This window comes from Nonomuraea sp. NPDC049419, from assembly GCF_040676995.1.
Lineage (GTDB): Bacteria > Actinomycetota > Actinomycetes > Streptosporangiales > Streptosporangiaceae > Nonomuraea > Nonomuraea salmonea.
In genome coordinates this window covers 289984-308601 of the sequence record NZ_JBFAQB010000007.1, presented here as the reverse complement: position 1 = coordinate 308601, position 18618 = coordinate 289984, and the positions used below count along the sequence as shown (strand labels likewise).

At 70.8% G+C, this 18618-nt stretch carries 22 protein-coding genes and 2 tRNA genes; 13 read left to right on the top strand and 11 right to left on the bottom strand.

Features of this window, described 5'->3' with window-relative positions; translation table 11 throughout:
• Nucleotides 1–74 precede the first annotated feature (74 nt).
• Entirely contained in the window at nucleotides 75–1214 is a 1140-nt protein-coding gene (locus AB0K12_RS23355; RefSeq protein ID WP_364564695.1) for a mandelate racemase/muconate lactonizing enzyme family protein, read from the bottom strand.
• Complete coding sequence (locus tag AB0K12_RS23350; protein WP_364564690.1) at nucleotides 1211–2380, bottom strand: mandelate racemase/muconate lactonizing enzyme family protein; 1170 nt, start codon at nucleotides 2378–2380, stop codon at nucleotides 1211–1213. The genes AB0K12_RS23355 and AB0K12_RS23350 overlap by 4 nt, the downstream gene beginning before the upstream one ends.
• A 151-nt stretch (nucleotides 2381–2531) precedes the next feature.
• On the opposite strand from AB0K12_RS23350, the gene AB0K12_RS23345 reads away from it, so the two are divergent.
• Nucleotides 2532–2720: a hypothetical protein gene (locus AB0K12_RS23345; RefSeq protein WP_364564683.1), complete on the top strand. Its 189-nt coding sequence runs from the start codon at nucleotides 2532–2534 to the stop codon at nucleotides 2718–2720.
• 33 nt (nucleotides 2721–2753) lie between these two features.
• Here AB0K12_RS23345 and AB0K12_RS23340 read toward each other — a convergent pair whose 3' ends face one another.
• From AB0K12_RS23340 to AB0K12_RS23330, 3 genes are all read right to left on the bottom strand, one after another.
• Nucleotides 2754–3062, bottom strand: a complete 309-nt coding sequence (locus AB0K12_RS23340) for a hypothetical protein (RefSeq protein ID WP_364564680.1) — start codon at nucleotides 3060–3062, stop codon at nucleotides 2754–2756.
• Nucleotides 3063–3123: 61 nt separating this feature from the next.
• Nucleotides 3124–3226, bottom strand: a tRNA-OTHER gene (locus tag AB0K12_RS23335).
• A gap of 46 nt (nucleotides 3227–3272) precedes the next feature.
• A complete protein-coding gene (locus tag AB0K12_RS23330; protein ID WP_364564675.1) occupies nucleotides 3273–4049 on the bottom strand; it encodes a hypothetical protein in 777 nt (258 codons plus the stop codon).
• A gap of 111 nt (nucleotides 4050–4160) precedes the next feature.
• Between AB0K12_RS23330 and AB0K12_RS23325 the strand changes: the two genes are divergently transcribed.
• Nucleotides 4161–4376 (top strand): hypothetical protein, encoded by a 216-nt coding sequence (locus AB0K12_RS23325; protein ID WP_364564669.1) that lies wholly within the window; start codon nucleotides 4161–4163, stop codon nucleotides 4374–4376.
• Between the two features lie 116 nt (nucleotides 4377–4492).
• The gene (locus AB0K12_RS23320; protein WP_364564665.1) at nucleotides 4493–4864 is read left to right on the top strand and encodes a hypothetical protein; all 372 of its coding nucleotides are present in this window, start codon (nucleotides 4493–4495) and stop codon (nucleotides 4862–4864) included.
• Nucleotides 4865–5312: 448 nt separating this feature from the next.
• On the opposite strand, the gene AB0K12_RS23315 is transcribed toward AB0K12_RS23320, so the two are convergent.
• Both AB0K12_RS23315 and AB0K12_RS23310 read right to left on the bottom strand, forming a co-directional pair.
• Complete coding sequence (locus AB0K12_RS23315) at nucleotides 5313–5621, bottom strand: hypothetical protein (RefSeq protein WP_364564662.1); 309 nt, start codon at nucleotides 5619–5621, stop codon at nucleotides 5313–5315.
• A gap of 61 nt (nucleotides 5622–5682) precedes the next feature.
• Nucleotides 5683–5756 (bottom strand) — tRNA-Pro (locus AB0K12_RS23310).
• A 95-nt stretch (nucleotides 5757–5851) separates the two neighbouring features.
• On the opposite strand from AB0K12_RS23310, the gene AB0K12_RS23305 reads away from it, so the two are divergent.
• The 4 genes from AB0K12_RS23305 to AB0K12_RS23290 all read left to right on the top strand — a co-directional run bounded on the left by AB0K12_RS23305 (nucleotide 5852) and on the right by AB0K12_RS23290 (nucleotide 7882).
• On the top strand, nucleotides 5852–6277 hold the full coding sequence (locus AB0K12_RS23305) for a hypothetical protein (RefSeq protein ID WP_364366378.1): 426 nt from the start codon (nucleotides 5852–5854) through the stop codon (nucleotides 6275–6277).
• Between the two features lie 68 nt (nucleotides 6278–6345).
• On the top strand, nucleotides 6346–6894 hold the full coding sequence (locus AB0K12_RS23300) for a hypothetical protein (protein ID WP_364564657.1): 549 nt from the start codon (nucleotides 6346–6348) through the stop codon (nucleotides 6892–6894).
• 7 nt (nucleotides 6895–6901) lie between these two features.
• On the top strand, nucleotides 6902–7678 hold the full coding sequence (locus tag AB0K12_RS23295; RefSeq protein WP_364564655.1) for a hypothetical protein: 777 nt from the start codon (nucleotides 6902–6904) through the stop codon (nucleotides 7676–7678).
• 6 nt (nucleotides 7679–7684) lie between these two features.
• Complete coding sequence (locus AB0K12_RS23290) at nucleotides 7685–7882, top strand: hypothetical protein (protein WP_355421584.1); 198 nt, start codon at nucleotides 7685–7687, stop codon at nucleotides 7880–7882.
• Nucleotides 7883–7940: 58 nt separating this feature from the next.
• On the opposite strand, the gene AB0K12_RS23285 is transcribed toward AB0K12_RS23290, so the two are convergent.
• Both AB0K12_RS23285 and AB0K12_RS23280 read right to left on the bottom strand, forming a co-directional pair.
• Complete coding sequence (locus AB0K12_RS23285) at nucleotides 7941–8390, bottom strand: ATP-binding protein (RefSeq protein WP_364564652.1); 450 nt, start codon at nucleotides 8388–8390, stop codon at nucleotides 7941–7943.
• Complete coding sequence (locus tag AB0K12_RS23280; protein WP_345401745.1) at nucleotides 8371–9141, bottom strand: SigB/SigF/SigG family RNA polymerase sigma factor; 771 nt, start codon at nucleotides 9139–9141, stop codon at nucleotides 8371–8373. Before AB0K12_RS23280 ends, AB0K12_RS23285 begins: the two co-directional genes overlap by 20 nt.
• A gap of 171 nt (nucleotides 9142–9312) precedes the next feature.
• On the opposite strand from AB0K12_RS23280, the gene AB0K12_RS23275 reads away from it, so the two are divergent.
• Nucleotides 9313–9669 (top strand): STAS domain-containing protein, encoded by a 357-nt coding sequence (locus AB0K12_RS23275; RefSeq protein WP_345409712.1) that lies wholly within the window; start codon nucleotides 9313–9315, stop codon nucleotides 9667–9669.
• 50 nt (nucleotides 9670–9719) lie between these two features.
• Here the strand turns inward: AB0K12_RS23275 and AB0K12_RS23270 are convergent, their stop codons facing one another.
• A complete protein-coding gene (locus tag AB0K12_RS23270; protein ID WP_364564648.1) occupies nucleotides 9720–10442 on the bottom strand; it encodes a GAF and ANTAR domain-containing protein in 723 nt (240 codons plus the stop codon).
• A 59-nt stretch (nucleotides 10443–10501) separates the two neighbouring features.
• Between AB0K12_RS23270 and AB0K12_RS23265 the strand changes: the two genes are divergently transcribed.
• Together AB0K12_RS23265 and AB0K12_RS23260 are read left to right on the top strand one after the other, a co-directional pair.
• Entirely contained in the window at nucleotides 10502–12334 is a 1833-nt protein-coding gene (locus tag AB0K12_RS23265) for a SpoIIE family protein phosphatase (protein WP_364564646.1), read from the top strand.
• A 111-nt stretch (nucleotides 12335–12445) separates the two neighbouring features.
• The gene (locus tag AB0K12_RS23260; protein WP_364564643.1) at nucleotides 12446–13546 is read left to right on the top strand and encodes a glycosyltransferase; all 1101 of its coding nucleotides are present in this window, start codon (nucleotides 12446–12448) and stop codon (nucleotides 13544–13546) included.
• A gap of 60 nt (nucleotides 13547–13606) precedes the next feature.
• On the opposite strand, the gene AB0K12_RS23255 is transcribed toward AB0K12_RS23260, so the two are convergent.
• On the bottom strand, nucleotides 13607–14665 hold the full coding sequence (locus AB0K12_RS23255; RefSeq protein WP_364564640.1) for a helix-turn-helix domain-containing protein: 1059 nt from the start codon (nucleotides 14663–14665) through the stop codon (nucleotides 13607–13609).
• A 75-nt stretch (nucleotides 14666–14740) separates the two neighbouring features.
• Here AB0K12_RS23255 and AB0K12_RS23250 point away from each other — a divergent pair, with 75 nt between their 5' ends.
• From AB0K12_RS23250 to AB0K12_RS23240, 3 genes are all read left to right on the top strand, one after another.
• Nucleotides 14741–15658: a proline dehydrogenase family protein gene (locus AB0K12_RS23250; protein WP_364564637.1), complete on the top strand. Its 918-nt coding sequence runs from the start codon at nucleotides 14741–14743 to the stop codon at nucleotides 15656–15658.
• Nucleotides 15659–17284 carry an L-glutamate gamma-semialdehyde dehydrogenase gene (pruA, locus tag AB0K12_RS23245; RefSeq protein WP_364564634.1) on the top strand — a complete coding sequence of 542 codons (1626 nt, stop codon included), beginning with the start codon at nucleotides 15659–15661 and terminating at the stop codon, nucleotides 17282–17284. It abuts the gene before it with no gap.
• 594 nt (nucleotides 17285–17878) lie between these two features.
• Nucleotides 17879–18511 (top strand): DJ-1/PfpI family protein, encoded by a 633-nt coding sequence (locus tag AB0K12_RS23240; protein ID WP_364564630.1) that lies wholly within the window; start codon nucleotides 17879–17881, stop codon nucleotides 18509–18511.
• Nucleotides 18512–18618: the final 107 nt, after the last annotated feature.

Below are 18618 nucleotides of genomic sequence, written 5' to 3'. Positions count from 1 at the left end.
TCTGATCGCGCGGCGTGACGTCCCTCTGGCCGCCTGGCGTGACGTCCCTCTGGTCGCTCGGCACGGCGGACAATCTACCGGCCGGAGCCGTGGAACTCGACGTCGTCGATCAGCCGGTCGCGGGCCCGCCCGGCCAGGCTCAGCCCCAGCCCTGGACGGTCCGGCACGGCCATCCGCCCGCCCTCGATGCGCATCCGCTCCTCGAACAGCGGCGCGAGCCACTCGATGTGCTCCACCCACGACTCGCGCGGGAACGCGGCGGCCAGGTGCACGTGGATCTCCATCACGAAGTGCGGCGCGACCTGCGTGTGCGCGTGGTCGGCCAGCGCGGCGACCTTGAGGTAGGGGGTGATGCCGCCGACGCGCGGCACATCCGGCTGGATGACGTCGGCGGCGCGGGCCTCGATGAGATCGACGTGCTCGGCCACGCTGGAGAGCATCTCGCCGGTCGCGATCGGCGTGTCCAGCGCGGCGGCCAGCTGGGCGTGCCCCTCGGCGTCGTACGCGTCCAGCGGCTCCTCGATCCACACCAGGTCCAGGTCCTCGACCGCCCGCCCGAACCGCAGCGCGCTCGGCCGGTCCCACTGCTGGTTGGCGTCCACCATCAGCGGCACCCCGTCCCCGAGGTGCTCCCTGACCGCCGCCAGCCGCCGCAGATCCTCGCGCATGTCGGGCTGCCCGACCTTGATCTTGATCCCGCCGATCCCGCCGGCCAGGGACTGCGCGGCCCCCTCCTTGACCTCGTCCAGGGGCGCCTGGAGGTAACCGCCCGAGGTGTTGTAGACCCGCACGGAGTCCCGGTGGGCGCCCAGGAGCTTCGCCAGCGGCAGCCCGGCCCGCCGCGCCTTGACGTCCCACAGGGCCACGTCCACGGCCGCCAGCGCCTGCGTGGCCACCCCGGAGCGGCCCACGGACGCGCCCGCCCACAGCAGCGCCTCACAGGTCTTGCCGATGTCCGACGGGTCGCGCCCGAGCAGGCTCTCCCCCACCTCCCTGACGTGCGCGTACTGCGCCGGGGTGCCCGCCCTCGTCGTGTAGGAGAAGCCGAGCCCGCGCAGGCCGTCACGGGTGCCGATCTCGCAGGTCAGCACGTCGATCTGGGACAGCGGCCGCTGCCGTCCCGTGGCCACCTTGGCGTCGCTGACGGGGGCCGCGAGCGGCACCGCGTACCGGGCGAACCGGACGTACGCGATCGTGTCGCCCACGCGGGTCACGCCTTGCCGAACGCGACGCTGTCCGTCACCCACGCGCGGCACTGCTCGCTCAGCGTGAACCCGAGCCCGGGGCGGTCCGGCACGATCATGCGCCCGTCGCGCGTCTCCAGGCGCTCGTTGAACAGCGGGTTCAGCCACTCGAAGTGCTCCACCCACGGCTCACGCGGGTAGGCGGCGGCCAGGTGGAGGTGGATCTCCATGGCGAAGTGCGGCGCGAGCTGCAGCCCCGCATGATCGGCGAGGGTGGCCAGGCGCAGGAAGGAGGTGATGCCGCCGACGCGGGGCGCGTCGGGCTGGATGACGTCGGCGGCGCGGGCCTCGATGAGCCGTACGTGCTCGGCCACGCTGGAGAGCATCTCGCCGGTCGCGATCGGCGTGTCCAGCGCGGCGGCCAGCTGGGCGTGCCCCTCGGCGTCGTACGCGTCCAGCGGCTCCTCGATCCACACCAGCCCGAAGTCCTCCACGGCCCGCCCGAACCGCAGCGCCGACGCCCGGTCCCACTGCTGGTTGGCGTCCACCATCAGCGGCACCCCGTCCCCGAGGTGCTCCCTGACCGCCGCCAGCCGCCGCAGGTCCTCCTTCATGTCCGGCTGCCCCACCTTGATCTTGATCCCGCCGATGCCGTCGGCCAGGGACTGCGCGGCCCGCCGCGTCACCTCCTCGATCGGCGCGTGCAGGAAGCCGCCCGATGTGTTGTACGCCCGCACCGAGTCCCGGTAGGCCCCCAGGAGCTTCGCCAGCGGCAGCCCGGCCCGCCGCGCCTTCAGGTCCCACAGGGCCACGTCGATGGCGGCCAGCGCCTGCGTGGCCACGCCTGAGCGGCCCACGGACGCGCCCGCCCAGAGCAGCGTGTCGTACACCTTGCCGATGTCGGACGGGTCCTGCCCGATGAGGATCTCGCCCACCTCCTTGGCGTGCGCGTACTGCGCGGGGCCGCCGGCCCGCTTGGAGTAGCCGAACCCGGTGCCGGAATGCCCGTCCTCGGTCGCGATCTCGGCGAACAGGAACACGATCTCCGTCATCGGCTTCTGCCGCCCGGTGAGCACCTTGGCGTCGCTGACGGGCACGTCCAGGGGGAGCGTGACGGAGGAGAGCGTGACGTGACGGATGCGGTCGGCCATGAGGAACCTCGCGGGGTCAGGGTGGGGCTGGCGTACGCAAGTCATCGTACAAATCCTATATTCATACGACAACTGGCCATCCGCGGCCACGCGATGGACACCCGCATGCCCGCCACGGATCCTGAAACTGACCAGGAACCGTGATCGGGGACCCCGCCTCCGGGGACACCCGCGCCTCGAGAACCGGGAGACCCGCATGAGAACCCGCCCCTGGGCCCGCCGCACCGCCGCCTCGGCCGGCACGCTCGTCGCCGTCCTCGCCCTCACCACCGCCCCGGCCCAGGCCGCCGGCCCCTCGGACTGCGCACAGGCCGCCACGGTCGTCCGCACCCCGCAGGTCATGGTGCTGGCCGACGGCGAATCCGGCACGAAACGCCCGCTCTGACCCGCTGCGGCGCACCTGGCTCGCTGCAGAGCCTCAGGACACGCGAAAGACCGTGCCGGCGGTGCGGAACCAGTCGTCGTCGCTGAGGCCGACCACGGCGGACCAGCCGGGGGCGTGCGGCCCGATCCAGACGGCGTCGTGGCCGTTGAAGGAAAGGAACCCGTCCGGCGTCGGCGTCTCCTCCTGCTCCAGAGACGCCTCCCGCGAGCTGCGCCGGTCGAGCCCGAGGAGGCCGGCGATCTCGCCGCGATCCTCGTTCTCGATCCACGACGCGGCGAACGTCTCGCCGAAACCATGGGCCGCGAGAAGGGCGTACTGATCGGCCGCGGGCATCTTCATCATCTCGAAATGCGAAGAGGCCATCTCCGATTCTCATCGGAGATGGCCTGCTGCTTCGCAACCGTCGGGACGACAGGATTTGAACCTGCGACCCCTTGACCCCCAGGCACATCACGACGGGGCGGGATAACGGCCGAAACCCGCCCCCACCTGGTATGGCCGTCCCGTACGATCCCCTCAGATCCTTGGTCGTCCGGGCCGGTTGTCACTCAGTTAGTCACCCAGAATCTGGCCGGTTGGCTGGGCCTGCTGCCATACGTCTCGGCCGTTGCTCCACAGCTCAGAGGCATGGTAGGCGAACCGGTCGAACAGGCCGTCATCCTGATACCGCCGCAGGTGCAGCATAGGCGAGTCGTGCCCGACCAGCTTGGCCAGGTGGGGCGTGACGAGCATCTCCGAGTCGAACCGGAACACGCTCATGGCGATGTGCTCGTCGCCGAACCGGGCTTCTACGCCCGGAACGTCTCGTAGCTGTTCGGCCTCTGACAAGGTGATCCGGATGCGCGTGGAGACGGTCAGCGGAACGTTCTCCACCTCCTCACGCCGCCGGGTGACCTCGCTCTCCGGGTCACCGACGAGGAACCGGACCTTGCAGCCCTGCTGGGCCTTTCGTTTGAGCACCTTCGCGAGGTTGGGGTGTTCCAGCCACAGGAAGTAGTTCGTGTAACCGGCGAAGACGATTTCGTTGCGCGCCGAATTGATGAGATTGCGCCAGATAGATTTCGGACATGCAGAGCGATAGGGATAAACGGTCAAGACTTCCTTGTCCGGCCCGGTTTTCACCGTATTGCGGATTGCTTCTGGCCATAGCACGGCGATCTCAACTCCTAGTGCCTCTGCGGCGGCCCATTGGTGTCGCATGTGCGGAACGCGCGTTTCGTCTTGCAGCCAGCGTTCCACCGTCTTGACGTCCACGCCACATCGGTCGGCCAAGCTCTGGTTCGTGACCTGGGCGTTCAGCATGGCTCTGCGTAGGGGGACATTGGCCACGGTACACCTCGCGCTGAGGACGTCAGGGACGTCTGGAGCGTAACGCCATAACGTCCTGGACGTCTTGGTAACGCGGTGGGTTTGTCACGCGCAGGTAAGCACGCTGATCCCATGTCAACCCCGGTAATTCTCGAAGACCTCCAAGCGGCATTTCCCGGTTGGTGCATTTGGCGTAGTTCCGCCGGTCGCATCTGGGCCACCCGAAACGGTCGTCGTCTGTCTCAGCGCGAGATAGATCGCGGCCTGGCACAAACGATCGACGCGGACGACATCGCCCAACTCGCGGAGCAGTTGAAGGAGCAGGAAGCAGGAGAGCAGGCGCTGTGACCACCCCCTCGACCAGAGTCGGCTGCCGCGCCGAGATCACGGGCATGCTCCACAGCCCGGCATCAACACGAGCGTGGGCTTCCCTCCTCCTCGGACGCTTCGGGACCGTGATAGCGGTGCTGCGTAACGGCACTCTGGCCTTGCTCGCGCTGGACGGAGATGCGCACGAGATGCCGGGAGGAGTGAAGCGCTGGCCGATCCACTTGGACGACCTGCTGATCCACGATGACGAGGCACGACCTGTCACCCGATCGGACGGCTACCGCCTCGGCCTGTCCGGTCAGCAGGAGGCAGTTGTACAGCACGCGGTGCAGGCCAACCGGAAGGTGAGCCTGTGCGGGGAGACGGTGCGCCCGTTGCCGACGCTGGGGTGGTGCCTACCTTTCCTGCCCACAGCCGCACGGGCCTGCCCGGCCTGCGTCAGGCTGGTCGCGCCTGGAGCAGATGAAGGCACGCCGCCTGCCATGCCTCTTCTCCCGCCACGGTGACCATGTTGCGGTCCGGTCCCCTGCCCGCCACCTCGTACGCCGTCGACTCACCGCGTAGCGGCAGCGGGCCGGGGACGGAGCGTCAAGCCCGGCTTCGCGTGTACGTCGGCCGGTCGCCGTTCCTCGGTCATGTGTCGTCCTGCGGTCAGAGCCGGGCTTGATGCGGAGGCGATACCAAGACCAAGCGCTCCCGGCGTTCCCTGGCACTGCCCAAGCGCTGCGTGGAAGCGCTCAAGGCGCACCGCGAGCAACAGCGGAGCGACAGGAAGGCGGCGGGCGAGAAGTGGCAGGATCACGGGCTCGTCCTCGCTTCCCTCGTCGGCACGCCGCTCGACGCCACAACGTCCGACGCGCGTTCCGGAAGATCGTCATGGTGCTGGCCGACGGCGAATCCGGCACGAAACGCCCGCTCTGACCCGCTGCGGCGCACCTGGCTCGCTGCAGAGCCTCAGGACACGCGAAAGACCGTGCCGGCGGTGCGGAACCAGTCGTCGTCGCTGAGGCCGACCACGGCGGACCAGCCGGGGGCGTGCGGCCCGATCCAGACGGCGTCGTGGCCGTTGAAGGAAAGGAACCCGTCCGGCGTCGGCGCCTCCTCCTGCTCCAGAGACGCCTCCCGCGAGCTGCGCCGGTCGAGCCCGAGGAGGCCGGCGATCTCGCCGCGATCCTCGTTCTCGATCCACGACGCGGCGAACGTCTCGCCGAAACCATGGGCCGCGAGAAGGGCGTACTGATCGGCCGCGGGCATCTTCATCATCTCGAAATGCGAAGAGGCCATCTCCGATTCTCATCGGAGATGGCCTGCTGCTTCGCAACCGTCGGGACGACAGGATTTGAACCTGCGACCCCTTGACCCCCAGTCAAGTGCGCTACCAAGCTGCGCTACGTCCCGGTTGTGTCGGCCGCCCCCTGCGGGGCGGGACGTCATAACCTTAGCGCACATCAGAGGTGCACGCGTACACGGAAAAGCGGGAGCGGAGGCGGCCAGTGGGGCGCAGGCCGAGCATCGATCGGGATGAGCTGGCCAGGCTCGTCGCTCAAGGGCGGAGCGTGCAGGAGCTGGCGGCGCACTTCGGGGTGAGCGAATCGGGGGTGTTGCAGGCCAAGCGGGCCGCGGGGCTGGCCAAGCCGATGCTCGACCACAGCGCCGCCCTGCCGTGGAAGCTCGCCAGGACGCACTCCCAGTCGGGGCCCGCCACGAACCTGCGCAACCTGTCGGCCGCGGCGCAGGGCAAGCCGCCGGCGGCCGAGCGGCTGAACACGGCGCTGCGGTGGGCTCAGCGACTCGTCGACGCGGGCCTGGACGTGCGCTACGACCCCGCGGAAGGGTTCAGCGAGGTGCCGGCCTCCCCAGGGGGCTCACATGTCGCAGCCGTGCTGGAGGCGGCGAGGAAAGCACTCGACGCTCACTGAGGCTCGCGTTTCGACATACCTGTTCGAGGGCAGGCGCTGGTCTCATCAAAGAGACCGGAGGCGAGAACATGACCACCTCTGCATGGGTGGCCGTCGTCGTGGTCGTGGTGGTGGCGCTCGCCGCAGTGGGCTGGTTCATGCTGCAGCAGCAGAAGCGCCGCTCCCACCTCCGCGAACGCTTCGGCCCGGAGTACGAACGCATAGTCTCCGAGCACGACAACCGCCGGGAGGCGGAGCAGGAGCTGCTCGACCGTGAGCAGCGCCACGCCGAGCTGGACATCAGGCCCCTGTCGGACGAGTCCCGCGACGCGTACGCGAGCCGCTGGATCGAGGTCCAGGAGCGCTTCGTGGACGCGCCCGGCTTCGCGGTGACGGAGGCGGACCAGCTCGTGACGGCCGTCATGGCCGAGCGGGGCTACCCCACCGAGGACTTCGAGCAGCGCCTGTCCGACCTGTCGGTCGGGCACGCGGCGACGCTCGACCACTACAGGACGGCTCACGAGATCAGCGGGCGCGCGGCCAGGAAGGAGGCCTCCACCGAGGACCTCCGGCAGGCCATGGTGCACTACCGCGCGCTGTTCGAGGAGCTCCTCCACGAGACCACCCGAGGACGGTGAGCACGATATGAGCAGCAGCGACGAGCTCAAGGTGCCGTCGCAGCCCGGCAGGACGTACGACGACGCCGGAAACGACACCCCGCATGACACCCCGAACGACCGTGCGCGCGACTACAGGGACGGCGAGCGGGACGGCCTCGCGGACGATCTGCGTGACGATCCCAAGGACGACGTGGCGCACCGGGAGCCCGTCGAGGACGTGATCGTCAGCGACGAGCCCGTCCGCGACGGCGACGAGCTGGCCGCGTCCGAGGCCGGGACCGACCGCATCTCCCCGTACGACGACGAAGGCGACGGGACCTCGATCCCTGGCACCGGCGTCGCGGCGACCCCCGTGGCCCCCGCGGCGACCGGCCGTGACCCGTACGCGGACCAGGCGCCGGCGCACGCGGCCCCCGACGACATCGTCCTGTTCGACCAGGACCCCACCCAGGTGCAGGCCCGCTGGCGCGACCTGCAGGCGTCGTTCGTGGACGACCCCGGTGAGGCGGTGCGGCGCGCGGACGGGCTGGTCGGCGAGGTGGTGGAGTCGCTCACCAGCAGCCTGACGAGCCGTACGGAGGCGCTGCGCGGCCGCTGGAAGGACGCCGGCGAGGCGGAGACCGAGCAGCTGCGGCTGGCGCTGCGCGACTACCGCAACGTCCTGGAGCGCCTGCTGGCGCTCAGCGGCTCGCAGGACCACGGCGCGCCGCACGCCCAGGGGATCTCGCAGGACCATGGTGTCCAGCACGCCCAGGGGATCTCGCAGGACCACGGCGTCCAGCACGCTCAGGGAATGAGGTGACGTGGCATGCTCGCGATCATCGCAGCGATCATCTTCGGTCTAGGGTTCCTGCTTGACCTGGTGGGCGCGTCGATCCCCGGCGGCTTCTCCGGGATGACGTTCGTCCTGCTGGGGCTGACGCTGCTGGCGCTGCACCAGGCGGGCGTCGGCACGGCCGGCATCCGTACGGGCAACGGCGGCTGGCGCAGCAGGGCCCGCCGCTAGGACGAAGCGAAAGGGCCCGGAGATCCGGGCCCTTTCGCCATACACAATGAACGCGATGTCAGCTTTTGCCGGGAAAGCGCATGATGACCGTGCTGCCCTCGCCGCCGACCCGCAAGGTCAGGTCGGAGGAGAGCAGGCGAGCCACCCACAGCCCCATGCCGCCGACGGAGCCGGGCATCGGCCCCGGTTTCCACGAGCCGTTGTCGTGCACCTCGACGACGAGGTCGCCGTTCGAGGTCCACGTCCGCAGGAACGCGTGGTCGTGCCCGTGGGTGACGGCGTTGGTGGCGACCTCGTTGACGGCGATGACGAAGTCGCCGATGGCCTCCTCCGGCATGCCGGCGGCCCGCGCCTCCTCCTCGGCGTACTGCCGCACGCGCGGCAGATCCGGCAGGCGGAACCGCAGGCCTTTCACGGGCGCGCCGGGTGGCGGGCCCTTGTGGCCCGACTGAGGCTCCACGTCCTCGTTCACCCGGTGACCGCCCTCGTCAGGAGACCAGCTCGGCACGCAGCTGGTCGAGAACCTTGCGCAGGATGCGTGAGACGTGCATCTGCGAGATGCCGAACTCGGCCGCGATCTCGGCCTGCGTCATGTTGCCGAAGAAGCGCAGCAGCAGGATGTGCTTCTCGCGGGAGGGCAGGGCGTCGATGAGCGGCTTGACGGCCTCCCTGTCGACCATGGTGCTCAGCGTGTCGTCGTCCTCGGGGATGACGTCGCCGAGCGAGGCGGCGTCGTCGTCCGTGCCGAGCGGCGCGTCGAGCGAGAGCGTGCTGTACGCGGCCGAGGCGTCGAGCGTCAGCAGGACGTCCTCCTCCGTGATGTTCATCTTGGCGGCGAGCTCCGCAACGGTCGGGGACCTGCCGAGGTCCTGGCTCAGGTCGGCCACGAGCCGGTTGAGCTCCGAGCGGCGCTCCTGGTAGAGGCGGGGCACCCGGATCGCCCAGGTGCGGTCGCGGAAGTGCCGCTTGACCTCGCCGGTCATCGTGACGACCGCGTAGCCCCTGAACGCGTGTCCGAGGGTCGGGTCGAAGCCGTTGACGGCTTTCATCAGGCCAACATACGCGGCCTGGAGGAGATCCTCCAATGGCTCGCCGCGGTAGCGGTAGCGTCGCGCGATCTCCATGGCGAGCGGCCTGTGCATCTCGACGATGCGCTCGCGCAGGCGTTCCCTGTGGCTGTCGGGCGTCTCTTCCCTGACCATTTCGGCCAGGAGTTCTTCCGCGGTCATCTCCTCGAGGACGTATTCCTGCACAGCCATCGCTGCTCCCTATATGGATCGCAGGCGGCCTCGCAAGGAAAAAGCCCATGCAGAGGCACGCCTCGTCTGTTCTCGAGACAGAAGCCCTCTGCTGGACCTCGGATCCAGTGTCCCCCATCGAGCCGGAAGTATTCCTCGATCGCGTGGTGACAGTAGGGTTGCTCCGTGACAATGCCGGAGAACGGCGGGGAGCCCGTGGCGGCCCTCAGCCTGACGTCGTCGACCGTGGACGGGATCACCGTGGTGCGGGTCGACGGGGTGCTCGACGCCACGACACGAGCCCAGTTCGCCGACTATCTAGCCATGGCGGGCGACGACCTGATCCTCGACCTCGCCGGGGTGACGTTCATGGACTCGCGCGCGCTCGGGCTGATCGTGCATCACTGGCAGACCAGCCTCACGGCGGGCACCAAGTTCGCGCTCATCGGGGTGGAGTACACCAAGTCGAAGGTGATGTGGATCACAGGTCTGGCGCAGCGGCTGCCGATCTACGACACGCTCGCGGACGCGGTCGCCGCGATCAAGTGAGCGGCGTCCAGTCCGGTGAGCGGCTCCGGGTGAGCCGCGTCCGGTGAGGGTCAGCCGCGTTTCGACGACTTGCGCTGGTGCTCCTCGACCAGCAGCCTGGCGAGGTCGGCCACCTTCACCTGGTGGTGCTGGGAGATGCGGCGCAGCTCCTCGAACGCGGCCTCGGCGCTGCACCCGCTGGTCTGCATGATGATGCCCTTGGCCTGGTCGATCAGCGAGCGTCCTGCCAGGGCCTCCTGCAGCTGGGCGGCGTCGGTGCGCACCTCCTCGAACTCCCACATGTTGGCCATCGCCACGCCGACCTGCTCGGTCAGCATGTCGGCGAGCGACACCGCGCCCTGGGGCGAGAACGCGCCGGGGCGTACCGAGTAGAGGCCGACGACCAGCAGCGCGGGCGGCACCTCGATGGGCACCGTGAGCACGGAGCGCACGCCGGAGCGGGTGGCCAGCGCGTCGTAGCGCGGCCAGCGGGTCTCCTTGAGCACGTCGGCCACGGTGGCGCGGCCGCCGCTCTGCCTGGCTTCGATGGACGGGCCCTCGCCCAGCTCGCGTTCGCCCTCGACGAGCAGGATCAGCTCGCTGTGGGAGCCGGAGACCAGCACCCGGTGGTCGCGCCAGTGCTCGGCCGAGGCTCCCGAGCAGCCGGGCACTCCTGCCGCCAGCGCCGCCGTCAGTCCTCTGAGCACGCTCTCCGTCGAGGTGTCCTCGCCCAGGCGGCCCAGTGCGGCGAGGTCGCGCGCGAGTCCGGGGGTGATCATCGCGGTCGATTCCATAGCAACAAGCATCTACCCCTTATGGCTAGCATTATCCCGGGTGGCGTAGCGTTCAGACCATGACCATGCCGGACCTCGAACACGCGCTAGACGCGCTGGCCGGGCGCGTCTCCTCGCTGCGCGAAGCGAGGGCCGCCTACCCCAAGGACCTCGCGCCGACACTCGACGCGGCGCTGGCCGAGCTCGACACGGCCGCCGAACTCCTGGCCGAGGCCCAGGAGGAGCTGCGCAAGGCCCCCAGACGGCCGGGCGGCAAGAAGGACGGCGGGCAGCGGGAGCTGAAGCTGCTGCGCCAGGTGTTCAGGGCCTTCCCCGTGCCCGTCATCGTGCTCGACGGCGGCGGCGTGGTCAGGCGGATCAACCCCGAGACCTCCCGCATGCTGGGCAGCCCCGACGGCTATCTCGTGGGCCGATCGTTCCCGCTGCTGGTGGACGTGTCGCGGCGGGCGGCGTTCCGCTCGCATCTGACGGCGGTGCTGCAGACAGGCCAGCCGTCGGCGTTCGAGACGCGCCTCGCGCACCAGGGCCGCACCCACACCGTGCAGCTCGCGCTGACCCGGCTGACGATGCCGGGCGAGCCGCAGCAGATGGTCGCGGCGGTGGCGCTGCCGACGGAGGTGCAGCTGCCCGAGCCGGGGGCGCGGCGGCCGGAGCAGGCCGACGGCGCGCTGCTGCTGGCCGCGGCCCGGCGGCAGGACCTGCTGGCCAGGATGGCCAGGCTGCTGCTCGAAGAGGACGCGCTGATGCGTCCAGGAGCGCTGCAGCGGGCCACGCGGCTGCTGGCGGCGGAGTGGGCCGACTGGGTGATCGCCGACCTGATGCGCGACGGCCTGCCGCACCGCGCGGCCGTCATGGCGCCGAAGAACCATCCGCTGGGCGACCTGGTCAGCCAGGTGGAGTCGGCCGACCCGGCGGGCAGCATGGTCGTGATGCAGGTGCTCGACCGCCGCTCCGGCGTGGTGCAGGAGATGGTGGACGACGAGAGCGTGCTCGGGTTCTGCGCGGAGGGGCCGCTGCTGACCGTGATGGGCGCGGGCTCGCTGCTGTCGGTGCCGATCGGGCACGGCGACGGCGTGCTGACGCTCGTGCGCGCGCACGACCGTCCGCCGTTCGGCCTGGCCGACCTGGCCGTCATGCAGGAGGTGGGGCTGCAGCTCGGCCTGGCCCTGCGCGCCCAGGTGAGCTTCCAGAGCCGGTCGCGGGCCGCCGACGCGCTGTCGGCCAGCGTGGCCCCGCGCAACCTGCCCGACGTGCCCGGCTACGAGGCGGCGGCCGTCTACCATCCCGGCTCGTCGGTGGGCGCCGAGTTCTACGACGTGTTCCCGGTGTCGGGCGGCTGGGGGTTCGCGCTGGGCGGCGCGGCCGGCAAGGGCGAGGAGGCGGCCTCGGTCAGCGCGATGGTGCGCGGCGGTCTGCGGGTGCTCAGCGCCTGGGAGCCCGATCCCGACCTGGTCATGCGCAAGGTGAACGAGGCGCTGGTCGCGCAGGGCACCGGCATGTTCGTGATGGCGGTGGCGGGCTTCGTCAAGGGCCGCGAGATCCGGCTGTCGTCGGCGGGCCATCATCCCGCCGCCTTGTTGCAGCCCGACGGGGCGGTGCGGTTCGGGGCGGGCGGCGGCGTGCCGCTGGGCATCTCCGCCGAGGCGGAGACCGAGGTCCAGACGCTGACGGTGGCCGTCGGTGAGACGCTGGTGCTCTATTCGGAGGGGCTGGTCTCCTCGCGGAACGAGCGCGGCGAGCCGTACGGCGAGGAGCGGCTGGCCGACGTGCTGGGCCGGTGCGCGGGGCAGGCGCCGTCGACCGTGGTCAAGGCGGTGGAGGCCGACCGGCACGCGTTCTCGGGCGGCCAGGTCTGGGATGAGATCGTGGTCTTCGCCCTGCGCGGTGTCTGATCTGCGGGGGTTTGCGATCGGCGGAAATCTGGGTATCGTCTGAGAAGTAGAACGACGTGCCTAAGACGCAGGCACACCTTTGAGGCTGCTTTTTCCACGCTGAGGTGTGCCATGAATATCGCGATCGTCGCTTCTTCCAACGGCAACCAGCGCCACCGCATTCTCTCCGTCGCACGAGAGCTGGGGCGCGAGCACCACGTCACCATCTACTCCCGACGTGACAACGCCGAAGGCAAGCCCAAGACGCGGGTGGCCCCGGGTGTCACTCTGGAGCACATCGACGTGGGGCCCGCCAAGGAGCTGGCCGCCGACGAGGTGTCCCCTTATCTCAGCGAGGTGGGCGCCCACCTCGGCAAGCGATGGACGCAGGATCGCCCCGACGTGATCCACGCCTACTCGTGGACCGGCGGGCTGGTCGCCGTCGCCGGCGCCGAGGGGCTCGGGGTGCCGGTCACGCAGACGTTCCACCGGGTGGACGCCGGCCACAAGGACCTGGAGCGGGCGCTCGGGCGCCGGGCCAACGCGGTCATCGCGGGCTCGGGAGACGAGGAGTCCGCCCTCATCAGGCTGGGCGTGCCGCGCGGGAACATCGCGGTGGTGCCGTACGGCGTCGACACCGAGCGCTTCCAGCGCCGGGGCGCGGTCGCCACGCGCGGCACCCGCAAGCGCCTGCTGCACGTCGGCCCGCTGTCGATCGACCGCGGCGCCCACACCATCGTCAGAGCGCTGCCCGGCCTCGGTGACGTGGAGCTCGTCATCGCCGGCGGCCCCGAGCCCGACGATCTCGACCAGGACCGCGACGCCCGCCGCCTGCGCGCCCTGGCGGAGCAGCTCGGCGTGGCCGACCGGGTGACGCTGCTCGGCCAGGTGAAGCGGACCGCCGTACCGAAGCTGATGCGCAGCGCGGACGCCGTCGTGTCGGTGCCGCGCGAGGCCGTGACCGGGATCGTCGCGCTGGAGGCCATGGCCTGCGGCGTGCCGGTGATCGCCTCGGCCGTCGGCGCGCACCTCGACTCCATCGTGGACGGCGTCACCGGGCTGCTGGTGCCGCCGGACCGTCCCGCCCGCACCGCGCGGCTGGCCCGCGAACTGCTGTACGACCCCACCCTGCGCACCGCGCTCGGCTACGCGGGCGCCGACCGGGCCCGCTCGCGCTACTCCTGGGAGCGGGTGAGCCAGGAGCTCGTCCGCGTCTACGAGTCCTGCGCCTGATTCCCCATCACGCGACCCCGGCAGGTGGCCTCGGCCACCTGCCGTCTCCCTGTCCGGGGGTCAGCTGCCGATGAGGTGGGCGGCCTTGAGCGCCAGGTGCACCGCCAGCCGGTCGTCGCCGTCCGACAGGTCGCGATGGGTCAGCCGCTCGGCCTTGGCCAGCCGGTAGTAGAGGGTCTGGCGGTGCACCCCCAGCTCGGCGGCGGTCTTCTGGACGTGGCCGCCCCGGTCGAGATAGACCTCCACCGTCTGGGCCAGCTCCGCGTCCAGCGCCGCCGTCTCCGCCGCCAGCTCGCGCAGGTCGGCCTGGCTGAGCCTGGCCAGCAGGCGGTGCACGCCGAGGTCCTCCCAGCGGGCGATCGGGGCGTGGCGCGGGAAGTGCTCGGCGATGCGCAGCGCCTGGCGGGCCTCGCGCCAGCTCAGCCACGCCTCCCCCGGGTCGTCGCGGGGGGCTCCGACGCCGGCCGCGGTGCCGTACGCGCTCTGCACCGTCCGCGCCACCTCCCCCGCGAGGTGCGCGGGGGCGAGCAGGGCGACCGGCGAGCCGGTACGTGCCAGCACGCCGCGCGGCAGCGTCCACAGTGCCGCCACGCGCTCCGGCGACTCGCGTACGGCGACGGCCGCCACCGGCCCGCTCACCTCCAGCTGGACGGACGCGCGTTCCTCGGGATCGGCGGAGAGCAGGGCGCGCAGCCCGTGCCCGAGGTCCTGCCTGCTGCGCGCCTCCTGGGCGAGCGCGGCGGCGGCCCGCGCGACGAGCGGCGCGGCCGAGCGCAGCCGCTCGTCGGTCAGCTCGCCCGAGTCGAGCAGCCACAGGTAGCCGTAGGTGACGTCGGCGTGGCGCAGCGGCCAGCACACCCGGGCCAGGACCTTCAGCTCGGCGTCCGCGGGGATCCTGACCGGGCCGCTCGCGCGGGCGATGCCGTAGCGCTCGAAGTAGTCGCGCACCTCTCCCGTGGCGCGCCTGCGCAGGATCGACTCCTGGCGGACCGTGTCGATGTCGCCGTGCTGGGCGCCGTAGGCGAGCAGCCGGAACGAGCGGTCCTCCAGCGTCGCGGACGCCCCCAGCCGGGCGGCGATCTCGTCGACGATCTCTTGCAGGTCAGCCGAGTTGTGCATTTGTACGACAGCCTCCCACACCGGGCGTTACGCGCGTCGATGGCACCCTCTGAGCTGGCTTTTTACACTCGAAGCATGCTGGGTCAACTGCTGCTCGCCGCTTCGCGGAGCGGGCTCGTCCGCCGTTCGGTGTCAGGCTTCCCGCTCACGAAGAGGGTCGTGGAGCGGTTCGTCGCGGGCGAGAGCGTTGAGCAGGCCCGTGACGCCATCGAACGGCTGCGCGACGCCAAGCTCGCCGTGACCGTCGACCACCTGGGCGAGGAGACGCTGGACGCGCGGGCCGCCGAGGCGGTCGCCGACGCGTACATCACGCTGCTGCGGGCCGTCAGGCCGCTCGGGCTCGGCTCGCGGGGTGAGGTGTCGGTCAAGCTGTCGGCGGTCGGGCAGCGGCTCGACGAGTCGATGGCGCTGGAGCACGCCCGCGAGATCTGCGCCGCCGCCGCGGCGAACGACTCCACCGTGACGCTCGACATGGAGGACCACACCACGGTCGACTCCACGCTGACGATCCTGCGCAAGCTGCGCGAGGACTATCCGGGCACCGGGGTGGCGATCCAGGCGTACCTGTTCAGGAGCGAGCAGGACTGCCGGGACCTCGCCGCGGAGGGCTCACGCGTACGGCTGGTCAAGGGCGCCTACCGCGAGCCCGCGTCCGTCGCCCACCAGGGCAGGTCCGCTGTGGACAAGGCGTACGTGCGATGCCTGCGGATCCTCATGGCGGGGAAGGGTTACCCCATGGTGGCGACGCACGACGATCGCATGATCGCGATCACGGAGCTGCTCGCCGACCGGTTCGGGCGGACGATCGGCGACCACGAGTTCCAGATGCTCTACGGAATCAGGACCGACCTGCAGGAGTCCCTGGCGGGAGCGGGTCACACGGTCCGCGTCTACGTCCCCTACGGCGACGACTGGTACGGCTACTTCATGCGCCGCCTGGCCGAGCGCCCCGCCAACGTCGCCTTCTTCCTTCGTGCCCTTGGGGGTAAGTAAATGGATGCCATCAGCAACGTCCCCGTGCCCGCGAACGAGCGCGTCTACGGCTACGCGCCCGGCAGCGCCGAGCGGGCCGCGCTGGAGGACCGCATCAAGGAGCTGGCCGGTTCGCAGGCCGACCTGACCATGACCATCGGCGGCGAGCAGCGCCTCGGCGGCGGCGCGCCCATCGACGTGGTGCAGCCGCACAACCATGGCTCCGTCCTGGGCCGTACCAACGACGCTACGGCCCAGGACGTGAAGGACGCCATCGACGCCGCGCTGGCGGCGGCGCCGTCGTGGCGGTCCCTGTCGTTCGACGAGCGGGCGGCGATCTTCCTGCGGGCGGCCGACCTGCTGTCCGGGCCGTGGCGGGCCACGCTGAACGCGGCGACCGTGCTCGGGCAGTCGAAGTCGGTGCAGCAGGCGGAGATCGACGCGGCCTGCGAGCTGATCGACTTCCTGCGGTTCAACGTCTCGTACGCGCGGCAGATCTACGCCGACCAGCCGATCTCGTCGCCCGGCGTGTGGAACAGGATGGAGTACCGGCCCCTTGAGGGGTTCGTGCTGGCGATCACGCCGTTCAACTTCACCGCCATCGCCGGAAATCTGCCGACTTCTGCGGCTTTGATGGGCAATGTCGTCGTCTGGAAGCCGTCGCCCACCCAGCAGTTCGCCGCGCACTTCACGATGCGGCTCCTGGAGGCCGCCGGGCTGCCTCCCGGCGTGATCAACCTGGTCACCGGCAACGGGCAGGCCGTCTCCGAGGTGGCGCTGACCCACCCCGCGCTGGCCGGCATCCACTTCACCGGCTCCACCGCGACGTTCCAGCACCTGTGGCGCACCGTCGGCGAGAACATCGCCGGCTACCACGGCTACCCGCGACTCGTCGGCGAGACCGGCGGCAAGGACTTCGTGCTCGCGCACCCCTCCGCCGACCCCGCCGTGCTCTCGACCGCGCTGATCAGGGGCGCCTTCGAGTACCAGGGGCAGAAGTGCTCGGCGGCGTCGCGTGCGTACGTGCCCCGCTCGGTCTGGAACCGCATGCGTGACGACTTCGTCGCCACCGCCGAATCGCTGACCGTGGGCGACGTGGCGGGCGACCTGTCGACGTTCATGGGCGCGGTCATCGACGCGCGGGCCTTCGCCAAGCACAAGGAGGCCATCGACCGGGCGCGTGCCGCCTCGAACATCGACGTGCTCACCGGCTCCTACGACGACTCCACCGGCTACTTCGTCAAGCCGACCATCCTGGAGTGCGCCGACCCGGCCGACGAGATCTTCGTCAAGGAGTACTTCGGGCCGATCCTCGGCGTGCACGTCTACGACGACGGCGACTACGACAGGGTGCTCGACCAGATGGAGGGCATCGCCCCGTACGCGCTGACCGGGTCGATCGTGGCCGAGGACCGCTACGCGATCGCCGCCGCCTCCGAGCGGCTGCGCTTCGCGGCCGGCAACTTCTACGTCAACGACAAGCCGACCGGCGCCGTCGTGGGCCAGCAGCCGTTCGGCGGCGGGCGGGCCTCCGGCACCAACGACAAGGCGGGCTCGATCTTCAACCTGACGCGGTGGGTGAGCGCCCGCGCGATCAAGGAGACGTTCGTGCCGCCGACCGACCACCGTTACCCGCACATGGGCTGACCTCTCCACCGCCCGTCGCCGCCGAGAGCCTCCCGGTCCTGCCCCGGGGGCTCTCGGCGTCTTGCGGGTGGCACGATGTGCAATGAGCGTGTCATTGACGCCATCGGTGGGCGCGACCAGCATGGAAGGCATGCAGCGACGAGTCCTCGTCGTCGTCTTCCCCGGTTTCCAGCTGCTCGACATGGCCGGGCCGGCCGACGTCTGCGGCACCGCGACCCTGATCCGCCGCGACGCCTGTCAGGTCGAGGCGGGGTCGGTCTCCGGCGGGCACGTCACGGCGGGCAACGGGGTGCCGGTCGCGACCAGGCCGCTCGCCGAGTTCACCGGCGCTCGCCCCCGTCGCCCGCGACCACGGCCACGGCCTGGCCAGGAACGTCGCCCGCGGCCTCGTGGTCCATCTGCACACGCCGGGCGGGCAGAGCCGGTTCGGCACCGCCATGCGGGCGCTGACGCCGCGCGCGAGCCGCTCAGGGAGCTGCAGGGCTACATCGACGCGAACCCGGCCGCCGACCTCAGCGTGCCCGCGCTCGCCGCGCGCGGATCTCACCCGGCGACGATCGGCGCCGGTTCCAGCCGAAGGAGAGGTAACTCGTCATGCACGTGGCCATCCCGCTCTATCCCCGCTTCACCGCGCTGGACGTGGCGGGGCCCTACACGGTCCTCTCCATGGTGCCCGGCTGCACCGTCACGCTCGTCGCCGCCGCCCGCGGGCCCGTCTCCGACGACTTCGGCACGTTCATGCTCGCCGCCACCGCCTCGTACGAGGAGGTGCCCGCCCCCGACGTCGTCATGGTCCCCGGCGGCACCGGCACCCTGGACGCCCTTTCCGACGAGGCCCTGGTGAACTGGATCAGGCAGGCCCACGAGCACACCCGCTGGACCACGTCGGTGTGCACCGGCTCGCTCCTGCTCGGCGCCGCCGGCCTCCTGGAGGGTCTGCCCGCCACCAGCCACTGGGCCCTCCTCGACCTCCTCAAGCAGTACGGCGCAGAACCCGTCAGCACCCGGGTGGTGCACACGGGCAAGATCGTGACGGCGGCGGGGGTGTCGGCCGGCATCGACATGGCCCTCACGCTGGTGGGCAAGGCCGTGGACGAGGAAACCGCCCAAAGCGTCCAGCTGGCCATCGAGTACGACCCCGAGCCCCCGTTCACGGCCGGCAGCCTCCAGACGGCCCCGGCAGGCATCCCCGACCGCGCCCTCCACCTCCTGACCCAAACCCCCTGACACCGCCATAGGCGGTCACCTCGCACCGCATCGGCACGCCCGTTCACGGGGCGAGCCAGGGAAGCCCCTGGACTCACACCCTCCCGCGCCCCAACCGAGCCTGACCG